The following is a 25,933-nucleotide window of genomic DNA, read 5'->3' on the forward strand; positions in this document are numbered from 1 at the left end:
TGCGAACAATATCTGCCCAATCCCGATGTTCCGGTATTCCGGCCTCGGTTTTTTTGCGGCTTCTGCCATGCTAGACCCCTACTATGTGTTAACACTAATACGCAATTTTACCGCCTTTTCATTTCGCGCTGCAGCGAAATCCGCCTTCGGAAACCGCAGTTGCGCGCGAACGCAGGCACGTGGGGAAGGCCGCCCGCACCGGTGCGCGGGCATCCTTTCAACTCAAATCATTGTGATAGTAGTACCCGGTTGTGACATACCAACCGCGGCGCACTTCGACTGGCCGGTCCCCATAGGTATAGGACACCCGATCAACCGATAGCAAAGGAAAACCTGCCGGAACATTGAGCAGATCGGCCACCGCAGGCTCGGCGCCCACCGCGCGGATCTTCTCAGTTGCCCGAATCATGCGCGTGCCGAAGTCCGCTTCGAACATGGCGTAGAGCGGTCCTTTATACTCGGCGAGGCGCTCGGCCGTCAGACCGCGGAACACGCCGCCGGGCAGCCAGATTTCGTCGAGCACGGTGTTTTCGCCGTCGAACTGCAGCAGGCGCTTGATCAGCACCACCGGGTCGGCGGGCTTGAGGTCCAGCTGGCGGGCGATCTCGGCCGACGCGCGCAGCCGCCGGCACTCCAGCAGCCTGCTGATGTGCGGATGTTCGGCGCCGTCATCGGCCAGCAATCTGAGAAAGCGAAACTGGGCGCGATCTTCGTTGTGCGTCGCAACAAACGTGCCTTTGCCCTGGCGGCGCACCAGCAGGTTGTCGGCGGCCAGTTCGTCGATCGCCTTGCGTACGGTCCCCTGGCTCACCTTGTAACGGGCGGCCAGTTCGACTTCGCTAGGGATGATTTCGCCGGGCTTCCATTCGCCGGACTCGAGGCTCTGGGTAATGAGCCCTTTGATCTGCTGATAAAGCGGACTGAAGGTCGGGGACGGCGAAGCGGGCGCAGACGCCGAAGGGCCGCTCTCTGGAGCGGTGGAATTCGCGTTGCTGACCGGGTTCGCACTCATGGCGCGCATTTCAACATAAAGCCCCCCGGAAATCTACCCTTTCGCTTCAATAGATATGTCTTATATAAGACATAAGATACTGTTGACTTTGGCCCTTACGGCTCCTACACTGCCGATCGAGCAAGGGTTTGCGGGCGACTCATGGGAGCCGCCGGCAGCATCCACCTCGTGGCCAACTGCGCCGCGGGCCGCCTTGCACATGCTGTTCCTTCATGCAGTAGAGGTTTCGATCCGCCCCGCCCGCGCCGCTGCCTGATTCAATAGCGCCCGCGCCGCGCCCGCGGACCTTCCGAAGCGAGCTGTGGCAGGAGCCGGCACACGCGAAGCGGCCAGCGTCAGGCGTCCCTGTCCAGGGTGTCCCCGTCATTCCCTTGAGCATTGTCGCACCGGTAACGGTCCGCGGCCCCGCCTCCCGGCGTGCGGCGCGGCGCTTGCAACCCGCTTGCATCCGCCGCGCGCGTGCGTTCGGCAAAAGGACCGCCTGATTCCTGAACGCTTCGCGTAACGCGCATATAGAATGGCGTTTTACCCTGGCGTCTAACGCATCTTCCTGGAGATTTTCAATGGCTAAGCCCGCAAAGCGCGTTGCCGTCACCGGCGCCGCAGGTCAGATCGCATATTCCCTGCTGTTCCGCATCGCGAACGGCGACCTGCTCGGCAAGGACCAGCCCGTCATCCTGCAACTGCTCGACCTGCCGCAGGCACAAGCCGCCGTCAAGGGCGTCGTGATGGAACTCGACGACTGCGCATTCCCGCTGCTCGCGGGCGTGGTCATCACGGACGATCCGAAGGTCGCGTTCAAGGACGCCGACGTCGCGCTGCTCGTGGGCGCACGTCCGCGCTCGAAGGGCATGGAGCGTAAGGATCTGCTGTCGGCCAACGCCGAAATCTTCACGGTTCAGGGCAAGGCGCTGAACGACGTCGCCAGCCGCGACGTGAAGGTGCTGGTCGTCGGCAACCCGGCCAACACGAATGCGTACATCGCCATGAAGTCGGCGCCGGATCTGCCGAAGAAGAACTTCACGGCCATGCTGCGTCTGGACCACAACCGCGCGCTGTCGCAACTGGCCGCCAAGTCGGGCAAGCCGGTCGCGTCGATCGAAAAGCTCGCCGTGTGGGGCAACCACTCGCCGACGATGTACCCCGACTTCCGCGTCGCAACCGCCGAAGGCGAGTCGCTGACGAAGCTGATCAACGACGACGTGTGGAACCGCGACACGTTCATCCCGACGGTCGGCAAGCGCGGCGCAGCGATCATCGAAGCGCGCGGCCTGTCGTCGGCGGCTTCGGCTGCCAACGCGGCGATCGACCACGTGCGTGACTGGGTCCTCGGCACGAACGGCAAGTGGGTCACGATGGGCATCCCGTCGGACGGCTCGTACGGCATCCCCGAAGACATCATCTACGGCGTGCCCGTCACCTGCGAAAACGGCGAGTACAAGCGCGTCGAAGGCCTCGAAATCGACGCGTTCTCGCGCGAAAAGATGGACGGCACGCTCAACGAGCTGCTCGAAGAGCGCGAAGGCGTCGCTCACCTGCTCAAGTAATCGGGCAGACCGGCCGGCCTCCCGTCGCCACGCGGCGGGCACCGGCCTCGCGCGCGCCATGCCACATGGCGCGCGAGCGTGAGCGCGGCGCGGTTCGTCGCGGGTCGCATGCGGTGCACGCCGCCGCGCACCCGTACCCCGCCCGCCTCGCGCCCCAGATCCGCACGCGCCTTGCCTCAAGTTTCGCAGGACGCATCCGAATCCGGTTCCCCCTCCAATATTCGACACCCGCCGCCGAAGATGCGCGCCATCACACCCGCCGAAGTGCTGTTTGACGGCGAAGCGCCGCCGACCATCCTGCCCGCGTGCGACCACTACGCCGGCAGCGAGAAGCTGATGCTGAAATCGCTCGCGCTGCAGCAGCAGCTCGGCCCGGTATTCGACATCACGCTCGACTGCGAAGACGGCGCCCAGGTGGGCCGCGAGGCCGAACACGCCGAACTCGTCGCCTCGTTCCTCGGCAGCGAACACGACCGCTTCGGGCGCGTCGGGGTGCGCATCCACGACTTCCACCATCCGCATTGGCGCGACGACGTCCGCCTGATCCTGCGCGCCGCCCGCCGGGCGCCGGCGTTCATCATGCTGCCGAAGGTCCGCGCTGTGGGCGACGCGGCGGAAATGACGGCGTTCATCGAAGCCACGCGCGTCGAGATGGGCATCGACCAGCCGATTCCCGTGCAGTTGCTGATCGAAACGCATGGCGCGCTCGCGCGCGTGTTCGATCTCGCGGCGCTGCGCGGCGTGCAGTCGCTGAGCTTCGGTCTGATGGACTTCGTCTCCGCGCACGACGGCGCGATCCCCGACACCGCCATGCGCTCGCCCGGCCAGTTCGATCACCCGCTCGTGCGGCGCGCGAAGCTCGAAATTTCGGCGGCCTGCCACGCGTTCGGCAAGGCTGCGTCACACAATGTCAGCACGGAAGTGCGCGATATGGAGGTCGTCGCCAACGACGCTCGTCGCGCGCGCAACGAATTCGGCTACACGCGCATGTGGAGCATTCATCCCGCGCAGATTCCGGCCATCGTGGCGGCCTTCGCGCCGCGCGACGAGGAAATCGCCACCGCGGCCGAGATCCTGCTCGCCGCGCAGAGCGCGCAGTGGGGTCCGACGCGTCACGGCGACACCTTGCACGACCGCGCGAGCTACCGCTATTACTGGTCCGTGCTGCGCCGCGCGCGCGCGACGGGCCGCGCCGTACCGCAGGACGCCGCGCCGCTGTTCGCGCCGGGCGAGCTGGCGCAGGCCGCCGCGTCGTGAGCGCGGCCCGGGCTCGGGTTAAGGTCAGGCTTGGGGCCTGAAAACGTTTTCGGCGGCCGCGCACGCCTCTTGCACGCCGTGCCGCCCAGTGAGTCATCGAGGAGATGCTTTGCGATGAGCAACACAGTCGACGGAAGCCTGACAAGAGCCACGGCAAGGCAATTTGCAACAGACCGCAAAATCTGCAGTTCGTACCGATAAATAGGTGAAAATAGCGTTCGCTGCGTGCTTTCGGGGCGCGCGCAGTGCATCCGGCGGCTGCAAGGCGCAGCCGCGCACTGTTCAACCGATTTGAGAGATAAAGGTCTGACTCCATGAAGAAATTGCTGATCGCTGCCGTTATCGGCGCGCTGTCCTCGACGATGATGCTGGCTGCGACCGACGCCGCCGCACAAACCTCGTCGACCACGGCCAAGAAGGCTACGCCGAAGAAGCCGGCTCCGAAGCATCGCATCATCAAGCGCAAGGCCAATCCGGCCAAGGAAGCGAAGGTCGATCCGATCCCGGAAGGCTCGGAACACTGGAACTGCGCGGAAGGCATGCAGTTCGACCTGAAGGGCGACATGGCGCGTGACCAGATCGTCACGGTTCACTGGGCGAACAAGAACTACAACCTGCCGCGTCAAACGACGACGACGGGCGCCGACCGCTTCCACGATGCCGCCACCGGCCTCGACCTGGTCGTGATCCCGACGAAGGCCATGCTGTTCTCGGACAAGGACAGCTCGCGTCTGGCCGACGAGTGCAAGACGACGGCCATGCAGCAAGGCGCACCGGCGCCGACCCAGGCTAACGCGCTGAACCGCAACGCCGCTCCGGCTGCGGGCGCGAGCGCCGCTTCGGGCCAGTAAGAACGGCCGGGACGCCTCGATGTCCGCGCCGAATCCCCATGTCAGGCCACAGCCGGATCAGGTCCTCGTCGATATCGTCGACTACGTCCTGAACGGCTTGCCCGGCGACAGCGCCACCGCGCTGACGACGGCGCGCTACTGCCTGCTGGACACCCTCGGCTGCGGACTCGAGGCGCTCTCCTATCCCGCCTGCACCAAGCTGCTCGGGCCCATCGTGCCGGGCACGATCGTCCCGCACGGCGCGAAGGTGCCGGGCACCGCATTCCAGCTCGACCCGGTTCAGGCCGCCTTCAACATCGGCGCCATGATCCGCTGGCTCGACTTCAACGACACCTGGCTCGCCGCCGAATGGGGCCATCCGTCGGACAACCTGGGCGGCATACTCGCGACCGCCGACTGGCTCTCGCGCACGGCTGTCGCCGCGGGCAAACCGCCGCTCACCATGCAGCACGTGCTTGAAGGCATGGTGAAGGCGCACGAAATCCAGGGCTGCATCGCGCTGGAAAACGCGTTCAACCAGGTCGGTCTCGACCATGTGCTGCTCGTCAAGCTCGCCTCGACCGCCGTGGTCGGCCAGCTGCTCGGGCTCACGCGCGACGAACTCATCAACGCCGTGTCGCTGGCGATGGTCGACGGCCAGGCGCTTCGCACCTATCGCCACGCGCCCAACACCGGCTCGCGCAAGTCGTGGGCCGCCGGCGACGCCACCGCGCGCGGCGTGCACCTCGCGCTGATCGCGAAGACCGGCGAAATGGGCTATCCCTCGGCGCTCACGGCGAAAACGTGGGGCTTCTACGACGTCTCGTTCAAGGGCCGCCCCTTCGCGTTCCAGCGCCCCTACGGCACGTACGTGATGGAGAACGTGCTGTTCAAGATCGCGTTTCCCGCCGAATTCCACGCACAGACCGCCGCCGAAGCGGCCATGACGCTGCACGCCCTGCTCGTTCAGCGCGGCAAGAGCGCCGAAGACATCGCGCGCATCACGATCCGCACGCACCAAGCGGCGATCCGCATTATCGACAAAACCGGCCCGCTGGCGAATCCGGCGGACCGCGATCATTGCATCCAGTACATGGTGGCCGTGCCGATCCTTTTCGGACGACTGACGGCCGCCGATTACGAAGACGATGTCGCGCGCGACCCGCGCATCGACGCCCTGCGCGCGAAGATCGTCTGCGTCGAAGATCCGCAGTTCACGGGCGATTATCACGATCCCGACAAGCGTTCGATCGCGAATGCGCTGACCGTCGAGCTGAACGACGGCACGACGCTCGACGAAATCGTGGTGGAGTATCCGATCGGCCACAAGCGACGCCGCGAAGCCGGCATCCCGCTGCTGATCGAAAAGTTCAGGACCAACCTCGCGCGGCGCTTCGCCGCGAAGCAGCAGCAGGCGATTCTCGATGTCTCGCTGGATGCGGCACGGCTCGAGGCCATGCCCGTGCACGAGTACGTCGACTTGTATGTGACATGAGCGTGATCCGATCAGTCTTGTACCTGTAAGTACCCGCAGCAAACGTGCAGTAAGCGTTATTTCCGCGATTAAACGAAGGAAAATACCATGGCCCACAACCTCCACAAAACGCTAAAGGAATTCGACAGCGGTTCCGGCAAAGGCAAGTTCTACTCGCTGCCGCAACTCGGCAAGCAGCTCGGCGTGAAGATCGACCGCCTGCCGGTGTCGATCCGTCTCGTGCTTGAGTCCGTGCTGCGCAACTACGACGGCAAGAAGATCGCGGAAGAGCACATCGAGCAGCTCGCGAACTGGAAGCCCACGGCTGCGCGCGTCGATGAAATCCCGTTCGTCGTCGCCCGCGTCGTGCTGCAGGACTTTACCGGCGTGCCGCTGCTCGCCGACATCGCGGCCATGCGCGGCGTCGCCAAACAGGTCGGCAAGGACCCGAAGGTCATCGAGCCGCTGGTGCCGGTCGACCTCGTCGTCGACCACTCGGTGCAGATCGACTACTTCCGCCAGAAAGACGCGCTCGACCTGAACATGAAGCTGGAATTCCAGCGCAATAACGAGCGCTACCAGTTCATGAAGTGGGGCATGCAGGCGTTCGACACGTTCAAGGTCGTGCCGCCCGGCATCGGCATCGTTCACCAGGTGAACCTCGAATACCTCGCGCGCGGCGTGCACAAGAAGGCCGACGGCGGCGACACGGTCTACTACCCGGACACGCTCGTGGGCACCGACTCGCACACCACGATGATCAACGGCATCGGCGTGGTGGGCTGGGGCGTGGGCGGCATCGAAGCGGAAGCCGGCATGCTCGGCCAGCCGGTCTACTTCCTCACGCCCGACGTGGTGGGCGTGGAACTGAAGGGCAAGCTGCGCGAAGGCTGCACGGCCACCGACCTCGTGCTGACGATCACCGAAATGCTGCGCAAGGAGAAGGTCGTCGGCAAGTTCGTCGAGTTCTTCGGCGAAGGCACGGCGTCGCTCTCGCTGCCGGACCGCGCGACCATCGGCAACATGGCGCCGGAATACGGCGCGACCATGGGCTTCTTCCCCGTCGACGACAAGACCATCGACTACTTCAAGGGCACGGGCCGCACCGAAGCCGAAATCTCGGCGTTCGAGAACTACTTCAAGGCGCAGGAACTGTACGGTGTCCCGAAGGCCGGCGACATCGACTACACCAAGACGCTCACGCTCGACCTCGGCACGGTGGCGCCGTCGCTGGCCGGTCCGAAGCGCCCGCAGGACCGCATCGAAATCGGCAACGTGAAGTCGACCTTCAGCGACCTGTTCTCGAAGCCGGTCGCCGAAAACGGCTTCAACAAGAAGTCCGCCGACCTCGCCGCCGAATACTCGGCGGGCGAGAAGGTCAAGCTGCATAACGGCGACGTGCTGATCGCCGCGATCACGTCGTGCACGAACACGTCGAACCCGAGCGTGCTGCTCGCGGCCGGCCTGCTCGCGAAGAAGGCCGTGGAAGCGGGCCTGACGGTCGCGCCGCACATCAAGACCTCGCTCGCGCCGGGATCGCGCATCGTCACCGAATACCTGACGAAGACGGGCCTGCTGCCGTTCCTCTCGAAGCTCGGCTTCGAACTCGCGGCTTACGGCTGCACGACCTGTATCGGCAACGCGGGCGACCTCACGCCGGAACTGAACGAGTCGATCGTCAAGAACGACGTGGTCGCGGCGGCGGTGCTCTCGGGCAACCGCAACTTCGAAGCGCGGATTCACCCGAACATCCGCGCGAACTTCCTGGCCTCGCCGCCGCTGGTGGTCGCGTACGCGATCGCGGGCACGATCACGCGCGACCTGATGACGGAACCGGTCGGCAAGGGCAAGGGCGGCCGCGATATCTATCTCGGCGACATCTGGCCGACGAGCGAGGAAGTCAACGCGCTGCTCAAGTTCGCGATGGACGCCGACGTCTATCAGAAGAACTACGCGCAGCTCACGAAGAAGGGCGACCTGTGGAGCAAGATCGAGGGCGAGGAAGGTCAGGTCTACGACTGGCCGAAGTCGACCTATATCGCCGAGCCGCCGTTCTTCGGTTCGGACTTCTCGATGACACCGTCGTCGACGGTCGCCGAAGTCAAGGGCGCGCGCGCGCTGGGCATTTTCGGTGACTCGGTCACGACCGACCACATCAGCCCGGCCGGTTCGATCAAGGAAGACTCGCCCGCCGGCAAGTGGCTCAAGGAAAACGGCGTGCAGAAGGCCGATTTCAACAGCTACGGCTCGCGCCGCGGCAACCACGACGTGATGATGCGCGGCACCTTCGCGAACGTGCGGATCAAGAACCTGATGATCCCGGCGAAGGCCGACGGCACGCGCGTGGAAGGCGGTCTGACCATTCATCAGCCGAGCGGCGAACAGCTGTCGATCTACGACGCCGCCATGAAGTACATCGACGCCGGCACGCCCACGATGGTGTTCGCGGGCGAAGAGTACGGCACGGGCTCGTCGCGCGACTGGGCGGCCAAGGGCACGCAGTTGCTGGGCGTGAAGGCCGTGGTCGCACGCAGCTTCGAGCGTATCCACCGCTCGAACCTCGTGGGCATGGGCGTGCTGCCGCTGCAGTTCAAGGGCGCGGACAGCGTGCAAACGCTCGGCCTGACCGGCGAGGAAACGTTCGACATCGAAGGTCTCACCGACGACTTCAAGCCGCAGCAAGACCTGACGCTCGTGATCCATCGCAAGGACGGCAAGGACGAACGCGTACAAGTGCTGCTGCGTATCGACACGCCGATCGAAGTCGACTACTACAAGCACGGCGGTATCCTGCCGTTCGTGCTGCGCTCGCTGCTGGCCGCGTAAGCAGGCCGCGACGCATCGCAGTTTTTGCAGGTACCGCGCCCGGCAACGGGTGCGGTTACACTTGGAGCCCGACGCGAGTCGGGCTTTTTTTTCGGCTGTATTTGCGCTGCGTGGTGTTCCGGACCGGGTTCCGGACCGGCTTCGCGCGGCCAATAAAAAAGCGCGCCACACGCGACGCACTTTGCCCGCCATGCGCCTGAACGCGCACAGCGACTCAATCGATCAGTTTGTTCAACGTAGCAAACTCGATCAGCGCCGCCAGCGACGACACGCCCAGCTTGTCGAGCACGCGCGTCTTGTAGGTGCTCACGGTTTTATCCGACAGACCGAGCCGCGCCGCGACGCCCTTGTTGCTCATGCCGCGCGCGAGATATTGCAGCACCTCGACCTCGCGCGGCGACAGCCCGTTGAGCGCGACGTCGCGGCCGCCGCCGCAACTGCCCGCCGGGAAGCAGTCGTAACCGAGCAGCACTGCCTTGACCACGCCGCACAGCTCTTCCACGCCCCGGCTCTTGCTCACATAGCCGTTCGCGCCCGCGATGCGCGTGTGGTTCGCCATGACCTGCTCCGGCTTGGCCGACAGCACGATGATGCGCGTGGCGGCCTGCTTCGCGCGGATGCCGCGAATGACCGACAGCCCGTCGAGCTTCGGCAATTCGAGGTCGAGGATCACCAGGTCGGGTTGCAGCGTCTGGACGAGATGGAGGCCCTCTTCGCCGTCACCGCATTCGCCCACGAGCGCGTATTCGGTGTTCAGCACGTTGGCGAGCATCTTGAGGACGATTGGATGATCGTCGATGACCACGATGCGCTTCATTTGTTGTTCCATTTTCTTTTTGGGGCGTGAACCGGGCGTACCTTGCGGCACAAACCCACAGACTGAACGACACCCTCTTCTTTTTGTATAGGAAAGTTCCGAAAGGGCGCCCAATTCGATAAACGGGTTAACCCCTTGCGCTAACGCATTGGATTTAACTAATGCGTGAATTAGACTGAAAAGATGAAGACGCGTGCCGTCACCGCCGCATCGCCCAGCCGGGCCGCCGTGAAACCACGCGGCCGGCGTCGCCATGATCCCGACCTGCATATGCGCGAGCGCCTGCTGGCCGGCGCCACGCAACTGTTCGCCGACCAGGGCATCGCCACCACCACCATGACGCAGATCGCCGCAGCCGCCGGCGTCACGTCGGCCATGGTGCATTACTACTTCACCAATCGCGAAAAGCTGCTCGACGCCGTGGTCGACGAGCGCATCGCGCCCGCCATCGCTTACGTGTGGGGCGGCGAGGCCAGCGAAGTCGGCGAGATCAGCGGAATCAGCGGAGGCGGAGAACGCCCCGCCCATCCGCAGGCGCTCGTGCAGGCGCTCGTCGAACGGCTATTCGAGGTCACCGCGCAACTGCCGTGGCTGCCGCCGCTCTGGCTGCGCGAGATCGTCAACGAAGGCGGCCTGCTGCGCGAGCGCATGCTCAAACGCCTGCCCATCGAGCAGTTGCAGCGCTTCACCGCGCAGATCGGCGCGGCGCAGCAGGCGGGCGCCGTGAATCCTGGCCTCGAAGCGCCACTGCTGTTCATGTCGATCCTCGCGCTCGTCATGCTTCCGCTCGCGACTTCGAAGCTCTGGCAAAGCACGCGCGGCCTGCCGAAAGTCGAGCGCGAGGCGCTGCGCCGTCACGTCACCGCGCTGCTCGCGGGCGCGATGCGCATGCCGGAAGGCGCAGGCGCGCTGGCGGCCGACGGCGCGAACCTCGAACACGGCGGCCCCGAAGCCGCCACCCGCACGAGCACGCGCGCGCGCTCACGCCGCGCGCCGGGAGCACGCTCATGAGCCCGCGCATCGCCATCGCCCATCGCCGGGCAGCCCATCGCCGGGCAGCGCGCGCCGCGGCCGTCGCCCTCACTCTCGTTGCGGTCGCTGCGCTGCCCGCCTGCTCGCGCCACGAAGCGCCGGTCTATCAGGGTTATGTCGAAGGCGAGTACGTCTATCTCGCCTCGTCGCAAGCCGGCACGCTCACGGAACTCGACGTCCGGCGCGGCCAGCAGGTCGCCGCCGCCGCGCCGGTATTCGCGCTCGAATCCGTCAGCGAAACCGCCGCGCTCGACGAGGCGCGTCACCGGCTCGTAGCGGCGCAGGCGCAGTTCGCCGATCTGCAAACGGGCAAGCGCCCGCCCGAAGTGCGCGTGACCGAAGCGCAGCTCGCGCAGGCCGAAGCCAACGCGCACAAAGCCGCGCTCCAGCTCACGCGCGACGAGGCGCAGTGGCGCGCGGGCGGCATCGCCCAGGCGCAGCTCGACGACTCGCGCGCGCAGGCCGCCAGCACCGCCGCGCAGGTGCGCGAGCTGCGCAATCAGGTGCGCGTCGCCAACCTGCCCGGCCGCACGGCGCAGATCGCCGCACAGGCCGCCGACGTCAAGGCCGCGCAAGCCACGCTCGCGCAGGCGCAGTGGAAGCTCGACCAGAAGCGCGTGGCCGCGCCGCGCGACGGGCTCGTCTACGACACGCTCTATCGTGTCGGCGAATGGGTGCAGGCGGGCAGTCCGGTCGTGCAGATGCTGCCGCCGCAAAACGTGAAGCTGCGCTTTTTCGTGCCGGAAAGCGCGGTCGGCGCGCTCGCGCCGGGCCGCAAGATACTCGTGCATTGCGACGGCTGCGCGGCCGACGTGCCCGCCACGCTCAGCTATGTCTCGAACGCCGCCGAGTACACGCCGCCCGTCATCTACAGCAACGAGAGCCGCAGCAAGCTCGTGTACATGATCGAGGCACGCCCGAGCGCCGCCGACGCGCCGAAGCTCCATCCGGGCCAGCCGGTGGAAGTGCGGCTCCAATGAACAGAATGAGCAGCAATGAGGCGGCGATGAGCGACCCGGCCCGCTACGCGATCGACGTGCGCCATCTGAACAAGCGCTTCGGCGACAAGCACGTGGTCAACGACGTCTCGCTGCGCGTCGCGCCCGGCGAGATCTTCGGCTTTCTGGGGCCGAACGGCAGCGGCAAAACCACCTCGATCCGCCTCATGTGCGGTCTGCTCACGCCCGACTCGGGCGAAGGCACCTGCCTCGGCTACGACATCGTGCGCGAGAGCGCGCAGATCAAGCGGCGCGTCGGCTATATGACGCAACGCTTTTCGTACTGGGACGACCTCACGATCCGCGAAAATCTCGACTTCGTCGCGCGCATCTATCAGATGCCGAACCGTCGCGAGACCGTCGACCGCGCGCTCGAATCGCTCGGCCTCGCCAGCCGCGCGAGCCAGCTCACCGGCGCGCTCTCGGGCGGATGGAAACAGCGTCTCGCGCTCGCGGCGTGCATGCTGCACGAACCGCAACTGCTGCTGCTCGACGAACCCACGGCAGGCGTCGATCCCACCGCGCGCCGCGACTTCTGGGAAGAATTGCATCGACTCGCCGCGCGCGGCATCTCCGTGCTCGTGAGCACGCACTACATGGACGAGGCCGAGCGCTGCCACAAGCTCGCCTATATCGCCTACGGCAAGCTGCTCGCGCAAGGCACGGCCGCCGAGGTGATCGCTTCGCAGAACCTCGAAACCTGGGCGATTCACGGCGACAAGCTCAGCGAACTCTCCACGCAATTGCGCGCGCAACCCGGCGTCGATCAGACGGTGGTGTTCGGCTCGTCGCTGCATGCGAGCGGGCGCGACCACGCCGCGCTCGCCGCCGCCATCGAACACGCCGTCAAGCACGCCGCCGCGGGCAAGCCGCTGCGCGCGGAGCGCATCGACACGGGACTCGAAGACGTCTTCATCTACATGATGAGCCACGCTCAGGATAACTATGGAGGCGCGACATGAAGTTCGCGCCCGCGTTCTCCGTCTCGCGCTGGTGGAGCATCGTGCTCAAGGAGTTTCTGCAACTCAAGCGCGACCGCGTGACTTTCGCGATGATCGTCGGCCTGCCGATCATCCAGTTGACGCTGTTCGGCTATGCGATCAACACCGACCCCAAGCATCTGCCCACGGCCATCGTGATCCACGACGACAGTCCGTTCGCGCGCAGCTTCGTCGCGGGCATGAAGAACTCGGCCTATTTCGACGTGATCGAAACGCTGCCCGACGAAGCCGCCGCGCAACACGCGCTCGCGCGCGGCAGCGTGCAGTTCGTGCTGAGCGTTCCCGTCGACTTCTCGCGGCGTCTGCTGCGCGGCGAGCGCCCCGCGCTGCTCGTCGAAGCCGACGCCGCCGACCCCACCGCCATCACCACCGCGCTCGCGGCGCTGCCGGGCCTCGTCGCGCCCGCCGCCGCGAAGGATCTCACGGGACCGCTCGCGCGCCTGAACGGCACGCCCGCCGCCTTCGACGTGCGGATCCACCGCCTTTACAACCCCGAGGGCATCACGCAGTACAACGTCGTGCCCGGCCTGATGGGCGTGATCCTCACGATGACGATGGTGATGATGACCGGCCTCGCCATCACGCGCGAGCGCGAGCGCGGCACCATGGAGAATCTGCTCGCGACGCCCGTGCTGCCCATCGAAGTGATGACGGGCAAGATCGTGCCTTACGTGGCGATCGGGCTGGTGCAGGCGAGTATCATCGTGCTGGCCGCGCGCTACGTGTTTCATGTGCCGTTCGCGGGCAGTCTCGTCGCGCTGTATCTTTCGGCGCTGCTGTTCATCGCCGCCAATCTCACGGTGGGCATCACGCTCTCCTCGCTCGCGCAGAACCAGTTGCAGGCCATGCAGCTCACGGTGTTCTATTTTCTGCCGAGCCTGCTGCTGTCCGGCTTCATGTTCCCGTTCGCGGGCATGCCGCGCTGGGCGCAGTGGATCGGCGGCGTGCTGCCGCTCACCTACTTCAACCGCCTCGTGCGCGGCATTCTGCTCAAGGGCAACGGCTGGGCCGATCTGTGGCCGTCGGTGTGGCCGCTCGCGGTCTTCACGGCGATCGTGATGGCGATCGCCGTGCGCTTCTACCGGCGCACGCTCGACTGAGACGACGATGACGACGCCCGCCCGCTCTCTTGTCCTCGCGTCGAGTTTCGTGCTCGCGGCGTGCTCCGTCGGTCCCGATTTTCACGCGCCCGCCGCGCCCGATACACCGACCTACACGCGCGAGGCGTTGCCCTCCGCCACCGCCTCCGCGCCGGGCACGGGCGGCGCGCCGCAAACCTTCGCGAGCGCCGATCACGCGCCGCGCGCCTGGTGGACGCAGTTCGGCAGTCCCGCGCTCGACGCGCTCGTCGACGAAGCGCTGCGCGCGAGTCCCACGCTCGAATCGGCGCGCGCGAAGCTCGTCGAAGCGCGCGAGAACTACAACGCGCAAGCGGGCGCGACGCTGTTTCCTTCCATCGACGCCAAGCTGAGCGGCACGCGTCAGAAGATCGACCTGGCCGCGTTCGGCATCACGCAGGTGCCGAATCCGGGCCCGTTCACGCTCTACGATGCGTCGGTCAGCATCTCCTATGTGTTCGATATTTTCGGCGCTAACCGGCGCGCGCTCGAAGCCACGCTCGCGCAAGTGAATTATCAGGAATACGAACTGCAAGCGGCGCAGCTGAGCGTGGCGGGCAACGTCGTCGCTGCCGCGCTGCGGCGCGCGTCGCTGCGTAGTCAGATCGACACGACGCAGCAACTGATCGACGCGCAAACGCGTCAGCTCGCGATCATCGAAGCGCGGCTCGCGGCGGGCGGCGTCGCGCGCCTCGACGTGCACAGCCAGCGCACGCTGCTCGCGCAAACGCGCGCCACGCTGCCGCCGCTCACGACGCAACTCGCGCAGACCGATCATCAACTGGCGATCCTGCTGGGCGCGCCGCCGTCGAGCGACGCCTACGTGCAAGCACGCGATGCGCTCACGCTCGACGCGCTGCATCTGCCCGACACCGTCGCGCTCACGCTGCCCGCCACGCTCGCGCGCGAACGGCCCGACATCCGCGCGTCGGAGGCGCTGCTGCATCAGGCGAGCGCGAATATCGGCGTGGCGACGGCGAATCTCTTTCCGCAGATTTCGCTCTCGGCGAGCGTGGGTTCGGAGCGCACGCGCGTCGCCGATGTGATCGGCGGGCTGAACATCTGGAACGTCGGGCTCGGTCTCACGCAACCGATTTTTCACGGCGGCGAGTTGCGCGCGAAGCGGCGCGCGTCGCAAGCGGCTTACGACGCGGCTTTCGCCGATTATCGGCAAACCGTGCTGCTGGCGCTGCAACAGGTCGCCGATACGCTGCACGCGCTGCAGGACGACGCGCTCGAACTGCAGGCGCGCGACACGGCCGCGCGCGAGGCGCAGGCGAGCGCCGATATCGCGCGCGCCAGATATGCGGCGGGCGGCGTGAGCGAGTTCGATCTCGTCGATGCGCAGCGCCAGGCGCTGCAAACCGCGCTCGACCGCACGCGCGCGCAGGCCACGCGTCTCGCGGATACCGCCGCGCTCTATCAATCGCTCGGCGGCGCGGCGCTGCCTGGCGACGCCGCGCCATAACGCCCGTCGTCGCGATCAATATCTACGATTGTGCGACCGCGAGCGGCGCGCCGCGCCGGTACAGCGCCAGCGTCGCGCCCAGCCCGCACGCCGCCGCGAAACACAGCCAGTAACCGGGCGCGGCCTTGTCGTGCGTGACCTGAATCAGCCACGTCGAGACCGCCGGCGTGAAGCCGCCGAACAGCGCCGTCGCGAGGCTGAACGCCAGCGAGAAACCCGCGACCCGCACCTGCGCGGGCATCACTTCCGTGAGCGCCGCGACCATCGCACCGTTGTACATGCCGAAGAAAAACGAGAACCACAGCAGCACCGCGAGCATGCGCGCGAAGCTCGCGCTCGCCACCAGCCAGGACAGCGCCGGATACGCCGTGAGCAACGCGAGCACGGTGATGCCGATGAGAATCGGCTTGCGGCCGATGCGATCGGAAATCGCGCCGCCCACCGGCAGCCAGAAGAAGTTCGAGACGCCCACGCACAGCGTCACGATCAGGCTCTCGGCGGTCGTGAGCTTGAGCACGGTCTTGCCGAACGTCGGCGTATAGACGGTGATCAGATAGAACGTCGTGGTCGTCATCGCGACGAGCAGCATGCCCGCGATCACGATGCGCCAGTTGGCGAGCAGCAGCGCGAACACTTCACGCGCGCGCGGATGATGCGTGCGCGCCGCGAACGCCTCGGTTTCCGCGAGCGTGCGGCGCAGCAGAAACAGGAACGGCACGATCGCGCAGCCGATCAGGAACGGAATGCGCCAGCCCCACGCGGCAATCGCGCTCGCGCTGAGCCACGAGTTGAGCGCATAACCGAGCGCCGCCGCCACGACGATCGCCACCTGCTGACTCGCCGACTGCCAGCTCGTGTAGAAGCCTTTGGTGCCCGGCGTCGCGAGTTCGGCGAGATAGACCGAGACGCCGCCCAGTTCCGCGCCCGCGGAAAAGCCCTGCAGCAAGCGCCCGAGCAACACGAGCAACGGCGCGGCCACGCCGATGGCCGCGTAGCCCGGCACCGCCGCGATCAGAATCGTGCCGCTCGCCATGATCGCGAGCGTGACGATCAGGCCGCGTCGGCGGCCCACTTTGTCGATATACGCGCCAAGAAAAATCGCCCCGAGCGGCCGCATCAGAAAGCCCGCGCCGAATACCGCGAACGTGAGCATCAGCGAGGCGAACTCGCTGTCGGCGGGAAAGAACACGCGTGAGATCGAGGTCGCGTAAAAGCCGAACAGAAAGAAGTCGAATTGCTCGAGGAAGTTGCCGCTCGTCACGCGCAGCACGGCGGCAGCCGTCGATGCGCGCGTGCGGGCCGGGCGCGTCCCGGCGACGGTGGACGGGGTCACGATGCGTGTCTCCTTGTGGTTTTGTGGGGTGCTGCGGGTGCTGCGGGTTTTGCTTGTGCTGCTTGTTTTTCGGGGGCTCGCGTCAGTCCGATGCCGTGGCAGGCGCCTTCGCCGTACGCCTTTCGATGGCCGCTTTCACGAGCGCCGCGCTGCGAAAAATGCCGTGCGCGAACTTGCCGTAGGGCATGGTCGCGAACAGCGCCATCACCGCGCCCAGATGCACGACCAGCAGCCCGGCCATCGCGGCGGTGTCGCGCCAGGCAAGCAGCGCGAGTCCGCTTGCGCTCGTCATGATCAGCAGGGCGATGAACGCGCGGTCCATCGGACGCTGACGCAAGTCCGTGCGCGCCGGATCGCGATGCAGATTCAGCCACAGCAATCCCGATGCGCCCGCCAGCAGACTCACGCCGCCCACCGTGCCGAGCAGCACCGGCGCGCTCAGCAACGGATACGGCGCTTCCAGCCCGAACGCGTAGTGATAGAGCGTGGCGACCGCCGTGGCCGCAAAGCACAGCATGAAGCCGTAGAACGTCAGATGATGGAAGCGGCGGCGCGCGAGCGTGAAGCGGTCGTCGGCTTCGTTGCAGCCTTCGCCGTGGCCGCCGTCGAGATACTTGAGCGTGAGCGCATCGTGCGCCGCTTCGACGAGTGCGCCCGGCGTGGCGTCGCCGGTCGAGACGTCGCGCAGAAAACGCGTGACGCCGACGCCCAGCGCGAGCATCGCGAACAGAAACACCGCGCCGAACAGCGTCGCGAGCACGTTGTGCGGAAAGATCGCGTAGAAGTTGGCGCCGGGAATCGCGCTGTTGAATGGGCGTCCGACTGCGGGACCGCCGAGCACCGCGCCCAGCGCGATGAACAGCGCGAGGCCGAGCGCCAGCGCGAACGCGACCGTTAAACCGTTGCGCTTGTAGAGCGCGCCGAACGCGCGCGGCCACGCATATTCCGTGTAAGTGTCCATGCGCACCTGCGCCATCGCCTTCGGCACGTTCACCGCGAATTCGTGCGGCGGCGCGTACTGGCACGCGTGATAACACGCACCGCAGTTGTGGCAGAGATTGGCGAGATAGTTGACGTCGGCTTTCGCGAACGAGAGGCGCTTCGTCATCGCCGGAAAGACCGCGCAAAATCCCTCGCAATAGCGGCACGCGTTGCAGATCTGCATCTGCCGCGCGACTTCGCTTTCGTGCGCGGTCATGGCTTGCGGCGCGAAGCGGATCGCCTGTTCGCGCAGCGCCGGTTGCGGCGCGCCTGCGTTCGTTGCCGTGTCGGCGCGCGCGCCGGACGCGGCCAGTTCGCGCGCCTCGCGCGTCAATGCTTCAAGCTGCTGCACGTGCTGCTCCCTTCGATTCGAATGCGGCCCGCGCCGCCTGCGTGCCCGCGATGCGCCCGAACGCGGTGCCGATCGACATCCCCACGCCCGCCGTATAGCCCTTGCCGAGCACGTTGCCCGCCATCATTTCGCCCGCCACATAGAGGTTCGCGCTCGGCTCGCCGCCGAAGTGCACCTGCGCGTGCGCGTTCACCTTGAGCCCGAGATACGTGAACGTGATGCCGGGCCGCAGCGCATAACCAAAGAACGGCGGCGCGTCGAGCGGCAGCGCCCAGTGCGTCTTGGGCGGCTGCAAGTGCTCGGTGTGACAGTCGTCGAGTGTCGTGTGATCGAACGTGCCTACGCGACACGCCGCGTTATAGCGCTGCACGGTCTCGACGAAGCGCGCCTCGGGCAAGCCGAGCTGGCGCGCGAGTTCGGGCAGCGTGTTCGCCTGCACGCCCGGAAACACCGGCGGCATGAAGCGGCCCACGGCCTTCGAGTCGATGATCGAATAGCCGATCTGGTCCGGCTGCTGCGCGACGAGACGTCCCCAGATCGCGTAACGCTTGGGCCAGAAGTCCTCGCCTTCATCGTAGAAGCGTTCGGCGTCGCGATTCACGACCACGCCCAGCGACACGCAGTCGATCCGCGTGCAGATGCCGCCGTCGTAGAGCGGCGCGCGTGCGTCGATGGCCACGCAATGCGATTGCGACGGGTCGCCGATCGCGTCCGCGCCCGCCTCGATCATGTGCTTGAGCAGCACGCCTTCGTTGAAGCGCGTGCCGCGAATCAGGAAGTTGTCGGCGGGCCATTCGCCGCGTTCGTTTTGCCCCCACGCTTCGCGCAGCCACGCGCGGTTCGATTCGAAGCCGCCCGCTGCGAGCACGCAGGCGCGCGCCGCGAAACGCTGCGTGCCGCTGTATGCCGCGACGAAACGCGTGCCGTCCATCTCGATGCGATCGACGGGCGTTTCATAGCGGATCTGCACGCCGAGCGCTTCGGCGCTGCGGTAATACGCGTTGACGAGCGCCTTGCCGCCGCCCATGAAGAATGCGTTGGTGCGCGCCACATGCAGCGCGCCCGAGAGCGGCGGCTGAAAATGCACGCCATGCTTGCGCATCCACGGACGACACGTCGACGACGCGCGGATCACGAGGCGCGCGAGCGGCTCGTTCGTGATGCCGCCCGTGACCTTGAGCAGGTCCTGCCAGTATTCTTCCTCGGGATAGGCGTCGACGAGCACGTCTTGCGGCGCGTCGTGCATGCAGCGCAGATTGCGCGTGTGCTGCGAATTGCCGCCGCGCCATTCGCGCGGCGCGCTTTCGAGCAGCAGCACCGAAGCGCCGGCTTCGCGCGCCATCAAGGCGGCGCAGAGCGCGGCATTGCCGCCGCCGATCACGAGGACGTCGGCGACGATATCGGCGGGGGTCGCGGTGGGGATCGCGCTGTGGGTCGCGTTCAATACTTCGGCCATCTTCGTATGTCTCCTTCGAGACGCACTCTAGAGGGCACACGCCGCGCGCGCCAGCAGGCGCACGGCAACAGGGCTTCACGATTCGTGAAGGGTTGCGGCGAAGCGCTGTGGCGAAGCGCTGCGGCAATCCCGACCGCGACGTTATGCGCGCAACGCGGCGCCGGGCCAGCGCCCGGCCTGCACGAGTTCGCGCGCAACGTCGGCGAGCACGACGCGGGCCGCGAGCGCGGCGGGCGAGAGTTCGTCGTCGGAGACACTGACGAGCAGATTGGGACGCAGCGCGTCGCGGTCCGAAACGCGCACGCTCGCGAGCGTGCCGGGCGCGACGCGCGCGAGGGCGGCGCCAGGCTGGATCGTCGCGGCGAGGCCGTGGCAGACGGCGTCCATCAGCACGGCGAGACCGTCGACTTCCGCGACCACGTTCGGCGCGCTGCGCGCGCGCTCGAACGCCTTCGAGAGCAGACTGCGCAAACCATGCGACCCGCTCGGCAAGATCAGCCGCAGGTCGCCGAGCTTCGCGAGCGCGACGCGCGAACCCGTCGGCATGCCCGCGAGATCCTTCGCGCCGATCACGAACAGACGCTCGTCGAGCAGCGGCATCACGCTCCAGCGCTGCGCGGGCTCCTCGCGGAAAATCACCGCGAGATCGATCTGCCGCGCGCCGAGCATCGACCCAAGATAACCCGAGAGACTTTCGACGATACGCAGACGCACATCGGGATAACGCTCCTGCATCGCACGCATGAACGGCACCGCGAGCACGCCGCTCGTGCTGGGCGCGAGGCCCACGCTCACCTGCCCCGAGAGGCGCTTTTCGCGCGCGGCGGCCGCGGCGGCATCGACGTGACGCAGCGCAAGCTGCGCCTGACGCCAGAATGCGAGACCCGCGTCGGTGGGCACGACGCCGCCCGAAGTGCGCTGCAGGAGACGCGTCGAGAGTTCGCTTTCGAGCCGGCTGATCTGCTGGCTCAGCGCCGAGGTGACCATCCCCAGTTCGAGCGCCGCACGGCCCATGCTGCCGTGCTCGATCACGCTGACGAAATAGCGCAGTTGGCGTAGCTCCATGTTCTCTCCGCTCGCGGCTCCGGTGGCGACAGACGCTATTGTCGATAGCGACGCCACAAAACGCAAACACCACGCGCAACGAAGCTGCTACGCGTACGCATCAGTAATCATTTGGCATCCGAACTATCTTGCTCGAACGGCGAAGGATTCAAGGACGGCACGCGCTCAGCGCGCCGACGCTCCCATCACGTTCAGCCGACGAAGTGCCGCAGCAGCCCCGTCGCCACTACGCCGATCACCACAGTCGGCAGCAGCGAAAGCCGCATGGCGGCGGCGAGCGTGACCGCGAGGCCGAGAAGATCGGCGGGACGGCTCGACACGAACGCGGGCGCGATCACCGAGATCAGCACGCAGCCCGGCACGTTCTGCATGATCGCCTGCATGCGCGGGCTCAGCGTGCGGTCACGCAGCACCACGAAGCCAACCACGCGCGTGGCGTAGGTCGACGCCGCCATCAGCACGATGACAAGTACGGTGGTCCAGTCAAGCATCGCGCTTCTCCATCGCAACCGCCGCCAGCAGACCGGCGCACGCGCCCGCCGCGACATACCACGCGCCCGGCACGAGCCGGTACGTGACGCCCGCCACCACGAGGCTCACGAACCACGGGCTCGACGCCCGCGCGCCCTTCCACATGCCCTTGAGCAGCACGAGGAAAACGGCCGTGAAGGCCATGTCGAAGCCATAGCGCTCGACGTCGCCGAGCACCGGTCCGAGCACGGCCCCGAGCGCCGTGAAAGCGACCCACGTCAGCCACAGGTTGACGGCCGCGCCGAGGTAGTAGGCGAGGCTGATCGAGTCCTGCTTGCGCCCGTTGGCGTCGGCGAGCGCGAGCGCCCAGCTCTCGTCGCACATCAGGAACAGCGCGGCCAGCGCGCGCGGCAGCGGCACGTGACGCAGGCGAGGCGCGAGCGCGGCGCCCATCAGGATATGGCGCGCGTTCACGAGCAACGACATCAGGACGATCAGCGCGATATGCGGCGGCGAGGTCCACAGACGGACGGCCGTGAACTCCGAGCCGCCCGCAAAGTTCATCCCCGTCATCATGGGCACTTCGAGGACGCTGAGGCCCTTCTGGGCGGCCTGCGCGCCCAGCACCAGCGCGAACGGCACGAAACCCAGCATGACGGGCAGCGCGGCGCGCATCCCTCGGGCCATTTCGGCGCGGACCTGCGAGCCGCGCGACGCCATCGAGGGCGAATACAAACTGCTCATTACCTTTCCTTCAACCAGATCTTCAATCAAGCGACGAGCACGAAGCCTACCGCGCCAACCGGGCGTCGGGCTTGAACGTTCCTGCGGTCGGCGTGTGGCCGTACGGCGCTCGGGGCGGCGCATATTCGGCGCATATCCGGCGCATGGTCGGCACGAATGCGCCCTGAATACCGCCGACATGCACCCCGGCGCGCAAGAGGCGCTATTGTCGTCATCGCGCTTACAAAAAGCAAACGCCGCATATCGACGACGCACAAGCAACGCACCCAAGGCGGCAACCGCTGATTCACGCGACAACCAGCCGTTCGCTTTCGCGCGCGCGCAGGCCAGGCGACAATGAACCGGAGCCCGCTCCAGCCGCCCCATCCGTCACCATCTTCACCGAGAGTCACGCATGAATCAGGCATTGCCCCCGTCCGCCCCGCTCGCGCCCCACGACATCGTCGCCGCCGACGCGCTCGAACTCTCGCAGTGGATCCGCCTGCGCAAGGTCTCGTGCCGCGAAGTGATGCACGCCTTCCTCGACCACATCGCGCGCGTGAACACACCGGCCAACGCCATCGTGTCGCTGCGCGAACGCGGCGCGCTGCTGGCCGAAGCCGACGAACGCGACGCGCAACTCGCGCGCGGCGAGTATCTCGGCTGGCTGCACGGCATCCCGCAGGCGCCCAAGGATCTTTCGGCGACGGCCGGCCTCGCCTCGACGCAAGGCTCGCCGATCTTCCGCAACGAAGTGCCGAAGAGCGACGCGCTGATGGTCGCGCGGCTGCGTGCGCAAGGCGCGATCTTCATCGGCAAGACCAACTCGCCGGAGTTCGGACTGGGCTCGCACACCTACAACACGGTGTTCGGCACCACGCTCAACGCGTACGATCCTGGCCGCAGCGCGGGCGGCAGCAGCGGCGGCACGGCCGTGGCGCTCGCGCTGCGCATGCTGCCGGTCGCCGACGGCAGCGACATGATGGGCTCGCTGCGCAATCCCGCGGGCTGGAACAACGTGTTCGGCTTCCGGCCTTCGCAGGGCCGCGTGCCCAACGCGCCCGCCGTCGATCTCTTCTAAACCAGCTCGGCAGCGCGGGGCCGATGGGCCGCAGCGTGCCCGACCTCGCCATGCTGCTGGCGACGCAGGCGGGCTACGACGCGCGCGCGCCGCTCTCGCTCGGCGACGATCCCGCGCAGTTCACGGCGCCGCTCGCGCGCGAGTTCGGCGGCACGCGCATCGGCTGGCTCGGCGACTACGGCGGCTATCTGGCGATGGAAGACGGCGTGCTCGCGCTCTGCGAGACGGCGCTCGGGGACTTCGGCGCGATCGGCTGCACGGTCGAGGCCGCGCGTCCCGACTATCCGATGGAAAAGCTCTGGGAGTGCTGGCGCACGCTGCGTCACTTCTCGGTCGCGGGCACGCTCGGCGCGCTCTGGCGCGATCCCGCGAAGCGCGCGCTGCTCAAGCCGGAAGCGCAATGGGAAGTCGAAGGCGGCCTCGCGCTCTCGGGCGAGGACGTGTGGCAAGCCTCGGTCGCGCGCAGCCAGTGGTACAACGCGCTGCTCGCGCTGTTCGAGCAGTACGACTACCTGGCGCTGCCGAGCGCGCAGATCTTCCCGTTCGATGCGAACGAGCATTGGCCGAAGTCGATCGCGGGCCGCGCGATGGACACCTATCACCGCTGGATGGAAGTGGTGATCGGCGCGAGTCTCGCCGGGCTGCCCGTGGTGAGCGTGCCGGCCGGCTTCAACGCGCAAGGGCTGCCAATGGGTCTGCAACTGATCGGCAAGCCGCGCGCGGACTTTTCCGTGCTGCAACTGGCGAACGCCTATGACGAGGCGACGCGCTGGGTGAAGCGGCGCGTGCCCGCGAGCATCGCGGTTTAAACACAACGAGTGGACAAGAAAAAAGCGGCGCAGATGCGCCGCTTTTTTTGAGCCGAAGGACTTCAGGCCTTGATCGCACGCGCCGCATTCCTGCCGCGCAGCCATTCGAGCGCCAGCAGCAGACAGGTCGAAAACACGATCAGGATCGTCGCGAGCGCGGCAATCGTCGGACTGATGTTTTCGCGGATGCCGGTGAACATCTGGCGCGGCAGCGTCGTTTGATCGGCGCCCGCGAGGAACAGCGTGACGACCACTTCGTCGAACGACGTCGCGAACGCGAACAGCGCGCCCGAAATCACACCCGGCGCGATCACGGGCAGCGTGATGCGGAAGAAGGTCGTGACCGGATTCGCGCCCAGCGAGAGACTCGCGCGCACGAGATTGTGATTGAAGCCCGCGAGCGTCGCCGACACCGTCGTCACCACGAAGGGCACGCCCAGCGACGCGTGCGCGAGAATCAGCCCGATATACGTGTTGGCGAGGCCGAGCGGCGCGAAGAACAGATACATGCCCACGCCCACCACCACCACGGGCACGATCATCGGCGAAATGAGGATCGCCATCAGCAGCGACTTGCCGCGGAAATCAGCCTTGTTCAGACCGATGGCCGCGAGCGTGCCGAGCACCGTGGCCACCACCGTCGCGAGCGGCCCGACGATGAAGCTGTTCTTCGCGGCCATGCGCCACTCGTCGGACATCACGAGGTTTTCGTACCAGCGCAGCGACCAGCCCGGAATCGGATAGACGAGAAACGTGCTCGACGAGAACGACAGCGGCACGATCGCCAGCACGGGCAGGATCAGATACAGCAGCGTGAGCACGGCAAGGCCGCGCAACGTGAAGTACCAGATGCGTTCGATGCCCGAGGTATGCGGCGCAAACAGCGGTTTCGCGAATTTCATGACGTGGCCTCCGTTAGCCGAGGCTCAGGTTCGTGCGCGTGAAGCGCACGTAGACGAAGTACAGCACGGTCGTGGCGGCGAGCAGCAGCGCGCCGAGCGAGCACGCCATGCCCCAGTTGATCGACACGTTCGTGAAGTACGCCACGTAGTAGCTCACCATCTGGTCGGCCGGACCGCCGAGCAGCGCGGGCGTGATGTAGTAGCCGATCGAGAGGATGAAGACGAGCAGCACGCCCGCGCCGATGCCCGGATAGGTCTGCGGCACGTACACGCGCCAGAAGGCCGCGAACGGATGGCTGCCGAGCGAGACGGCCGCACGCTGAAACGTCGGCGGAATCGATTTCATCACGCTGTAGAGCGGCAGCACCATGAAGGGCAGCAGAATGTGCGTCATCGAGATATAGACGCCCACGCGGTTGAACAGCAGCGCGAGCGGCGACGAAATGATGCCGGTGCCGATCAGAGCTTTGTTTACGAGCCCTTCGCTTTGCAGGATCACGATCCACGCGGCCACGCGCACGAGAATCGACGTCCAGAACGGAATCAGCACGAGGATCATCACGAGATTCGCGCGGCGCTCGGAGAGCGTCGAGATCCAGTAGGCGAGCGGATAGCCGAGCGCGAGCGCGAACAACGTGACGAACACGCTGATCACGAAGGTGCGGCCGAAGACGGCGAGATAGATCTGCTGCTCGGGATCGGCGGCCACGATGCTGCCGAATGCGTCCTGCTTGTGATCGAGCGACGCGAGCAGATAGAACGGCGAATAGCGGCCGCTGTTCTTCGCGATGGCTTGCCAGTACGCGACGTCGTTCCAGCGGTCGTCGAGTTCGACGATTTTGGCGCGCGTCTGTGCGGGCGTGAGTGTGAGCGGCTTGCCGTCGTCGTCGGCGAGCGGCATGGCGCGCGCGGTCTTGGCGACGAGCGAGCGGTAGCCCGCGATTTCCACGTTCAGGCGGCGCGCGAGCGCGCCCATGGCGTCGCCGTCCTGCACCGCGGTGAGGTCCTGCGCGAGCGCGGCATACGCCGCGTCGGGCGGCGCGCTCTTGCGATCCCAGCCGTGCAGCGCCGCAACCGTGTGCGGCAACGCGGTGGCCACTTCGGGATTCTGCACGGCGCGCGTGAGCAGCGCCGCGATCGGCACGACGAAAATCAGCACCAGAAAGATCGCCAGCGGCGCGATCAGCAGCAGCGCCATCGTGCGTTTCTTCGCCTGCGCGAGGCGCAGCTCGCGCTCGAGGCGCGCGCTCGATTCGCCTGCGTTGTCGGCGACTTGGGTCGCGGTCGTCATCGTTGTCACATCAAGTCTCCTGCACTGCCTCCGTTGCCGCGCGGCGCGCCCCGAGAAAAACGAGGCGCGCCGCGCAACGGATACTTCAA

20 protein-coding genes and 2 pseudogenes are annotated in these 25,933 nt (G+C 66.6%); 11 read left to right on the forward strand and 11 right to left on the reverse strand.

What is annotated here, in order from left to right; all coding sequences use genetic code 11:
- Positions 1-69: pseudogene (locus SB764_RS05655) on the reverse strand (succinate dehydrogenase, cytochrome b556 subunit); the annotation flags it as partial.
- Between the two features lie 148 nt (positions 70-217).
- The gene (locus tag SB764_RS05660) at positions 218-1,021 is read right to left on the reverse strand and encodes a GntR family transcriptional regulator (protein WP_373681571.1); all 804 of its coding nucleotides are present in this window, start codon (positions 1,019-1,021) and stop codon (positions 218-220) included.
- Between the two features lie 554 nt (positions 1,022-1,575).
- Here SB764_RS05660 and SB764_RS05665 point away from each other — a divergent pair.
- The 5 genes from SB764_RS05665 to acnA all read left to right on the forward strand — a co-directional run bounded on the left by SB764_RS05665 (position 1,576) and on the right by acnA (position 8,946).
- Entirely contained in the window at positions 1,576-2,559 is a 984-nt protein-coding gene (locus SB764_RS05665) for a malate dehydrogenase (protein WP_065065354.1), read from the forward strand.
- Between the two features lie 240 nt (positions 2,560-2,799).
- Positions 2,800-3,816: an HpcH/HpaI aldolase/citrate lyase family protein gene (locus SB764_RS05670; protein ID WP_410862898.1), complete on the forward strand. Its 1,017-nt coding sequence runs from the start codon at positions 2,800-2,802 to the stop codon at positions 3,814-3,816.
- Between the two features lie 314 nt (positions 3,817-4,130).
- On the forward strand, positions 4,131-4,667 hold the full coding sequence (locus SB764_RS05675) for a hypothetical protein (protein ID WP_065065352.1): 537 nt from the start codon (positions 4,131-4,133) through the stop codon (positions 4,665-4,667).
- A 19-nt stretch (positions 4,668-4,686) separates the two neighbouring features.
- Positions 4,687-6,141, forward strand: coding sequence for a bifunctional 2-methylcitrate dehydratase/aconitate hydratase (locus tag SB764_RS05680; RefSeq protein WP_321871492.1), 1,455 nt, complete (start codon positions 4,687-4,689; stop codon positions 6,139-6,141).
- 87 nt (positions 6,142-6,228) lie between these two features.
- The gene (gene acnA, locus SB764_RS05685; RefSeq protein ID WP_110325653.1) at positions 6,229-8,946 is read left to right on the forward strand and encodes an aconitate hydratase AcnA; all 2,718 of its coding nucleotides are present in this window, start codon (positions 6,229-6,231) and stop codon (positions 8,944-8,946) included.
- A 214-nt stretch (positions 8,947-9,160) separates the two neighbouring features.
- Here acnA and SB764_RS05690 read toward each other — a convergent pair whose 3' ends face one another.
- Positions 9,161-9,763, reverse strand: a complete 603-nt coding sequence (locus SB764_RS05690; protein WP_065065349.1) for a response regulator transcription factor — start codon at positions 9,761-9,763, stop codon at positions 9,161-9,163.
- A 270-nt stretch (positions 9,764-10,033) separates the two neighbouring features.
- Between SB764_RS05690 and SB764_RS05695 the strand changes: the two genes are divergently transcribed.
- From SB764_RS05695 to SB764_RS05715, 5 genes are read left to right on the forward strand one after another with little or no spacing between them, the layout of a single operon-like run.
- Positions 10,034-10,774, forward strand: coding sequence for a TetR/AcrR family transcriptional regulator (locus SB764_RS05695; RefSeq protein ID WP_124260573.1), 741 nt, complete (start codon positions 10,034-10,036; stop codon positions 10,772-10,774).
- Positions 10,771-11,775, forward strand: a complete 1,005-nt coding sequence (locus SB764_RS05700; RefSeq protein ID WP_065065347.1) for an HlyD family secretion protein — start codon at positions 10,771-10,773, stop codon at positions 11,773-11,775. The genes SB764_RS05695 and SB764_RS05700 overlap by 4 nt, the downstream gene beginning before the upstream one ends.
- 26 nt (positions 11,776-11,801) lie before the next feature.
- A complete protein-coding gene (locus SB764_RS05705) occupies positions 11,802-12,755 on the forward strand; it encodes an ABC transporter ATP-binding protein (protein WP_065065357.1) in 954 nt (317 codons plus the stop codon).
- Positions 12,752-13,894, forward strand: coding sequence for an ABC transporter permease (locus tag SB764_RS05710; protein WP_065065346.1), 1,143 nt, complete (start codon positions 12,752-12,754; stop codon positions 13,892-13,894). Before SB764_RS05705 ends, SB764_RS05710 begins: the two co-directional genes overlap by 4 nt.
- A 7-nt stretch (positions 13,895-13,901) precedes the next feature.
- Positions 13,902-15,380, forward strand: coding sequence for an efflux transporter outer membrane subunit (locus SB764_RS05715; RefSeq protein ID WP_410862901.1), 1,479 nt, complete (start codon positions 13,902-13,904; stop codon positions 15,378-15,380).
- A 22-nt stretch (positions 15,381-15,402) separates the two neighbouring features.
- On the opposite strand, the gene SB764_RS05720 is transcribed toward SB764_RS05715, so the two are convergent.
- The 6 genes from SB764_RS05720 to SB764_RS05745 form a co-directional block, all read right to left on the reverse strand.
- Positions 15,403-16,713: an MFS transporter gene (locus SB764_RS05720; protein WP_074980961.1), complete on the reverse strand. Its 1,311-nt coding sequence runs from the start codon at positions 16,711-16,713 to the stop codon at positions 15,403-15,405.
- Between the two features lie 82 nt (positions 16,714-16,795).
- A complete protein-coding gene (gene tcuB / locus SB764_RS05725) occupies positions 16,796-18,046 on the reverse strand; it encodes a tricarballylate utilization 4Fe-4S protein TcuB (RefSeq protein WP_410862903.1) in 1,251 nt (416 codons plus the stop codon).
- Entirely contained in the window at positions 18,033-19,502 is a 1,470-nt protein-coding gene (gene tcuA / locus SB764_RS05730) for an FAD-dependent tricarballylate dehydrogenase TcuA (protein WP_183713499.1), read from the reverse strand. Before tcuA ends, tcuB begins: the two co-directional genes overlap by 14 nt.
- A gap of 141 nt (positions 19,503-19,643) precedes the next feature.
- Positions 19,644-20,567, reverse strand: coding sequence for a LysR family transcriptional regulator (locus tag SB764_RS05735; protein WP_183713496.1), 924 nt, complete (start codon positions 20,565-20,567; stop codon positions 19,644-19,646).
- A 191-nt stretch (positions 20,568-20,758) separates the two neighbouring features.
- Entirely contained in the window at positions 20,759-21,058 is a 300-nt protein-coding gene (locus tag SB764_RS05740) for an AzlD family protein (protein ID WP_065065340.1), read from the reverse strand.
- On the reverse strand, positions 21,051-21,782 hold the full coding sequence (locus SB764_RS05745) for an AzlC family ABC transporter permease (protein WP_065065339.1): 732 nt from the start codon (positions 21,780-21,782) through the stop codon (positions 21,051-21,053). The genes SB764_RS05740 and SB764_RS05745 overlap by 8 nt, the downstream gene beginning before the upstream one ends.
- Before the next feature lie 394 nt (positions 21,783-22,176).
- Between SB764_RS05745 and SB764_RS05750 the strand changes: the two are divergent.
- A pseudogene (locus SB764_RS05750) lies at positions 22,177-23,651 on the forward strand (amidase).
- Positions 23,652-23,713: 62 nt separating this feature from the next.
- Here SB764_RS05750 and SB764_RS05755 read toward each other — a convergent pair.
- Together SB764_RS05755 and SB764_RS05760 are read right to left on the reverse strand one after the other, a co-directional pair.
- Entirely contained in the window at positions 23,714-24,553 is an 840-nt protein-coding gene (locus SB764_RS05755) for an ABC transporter permease (protein ID WP_065065337.1), read from the reverse strand.
- A 13-nt stretch (positions 24,554-24,566) separates the two neighbouring features.
- Positions 24,567-25,844, reverse strand: coding sequence for an ABC transporter permease (locus tag SB764_RS05760; RefSeq protein ID WP_410862906.1), 1,278 nt, complete (start codon positions 25,842-25,844; stop codon positions 24,567-24,569).
- Positions 25,845-25,933 lie beyond the last annotated feature (89 nt).

The sequence above is a fragment of the Paraburkholderia sp. SIMBA_027 genome (genome assembly GCF_046535315.1).
In the GTDB taxonomy this organism is placed as follows: Bacteria; Pseudomonadota; Gammaproteobacteria; order Burkholderiales; family Burkholderiaceae; genus Paraburkholderia; species Paraburkholderia tropica.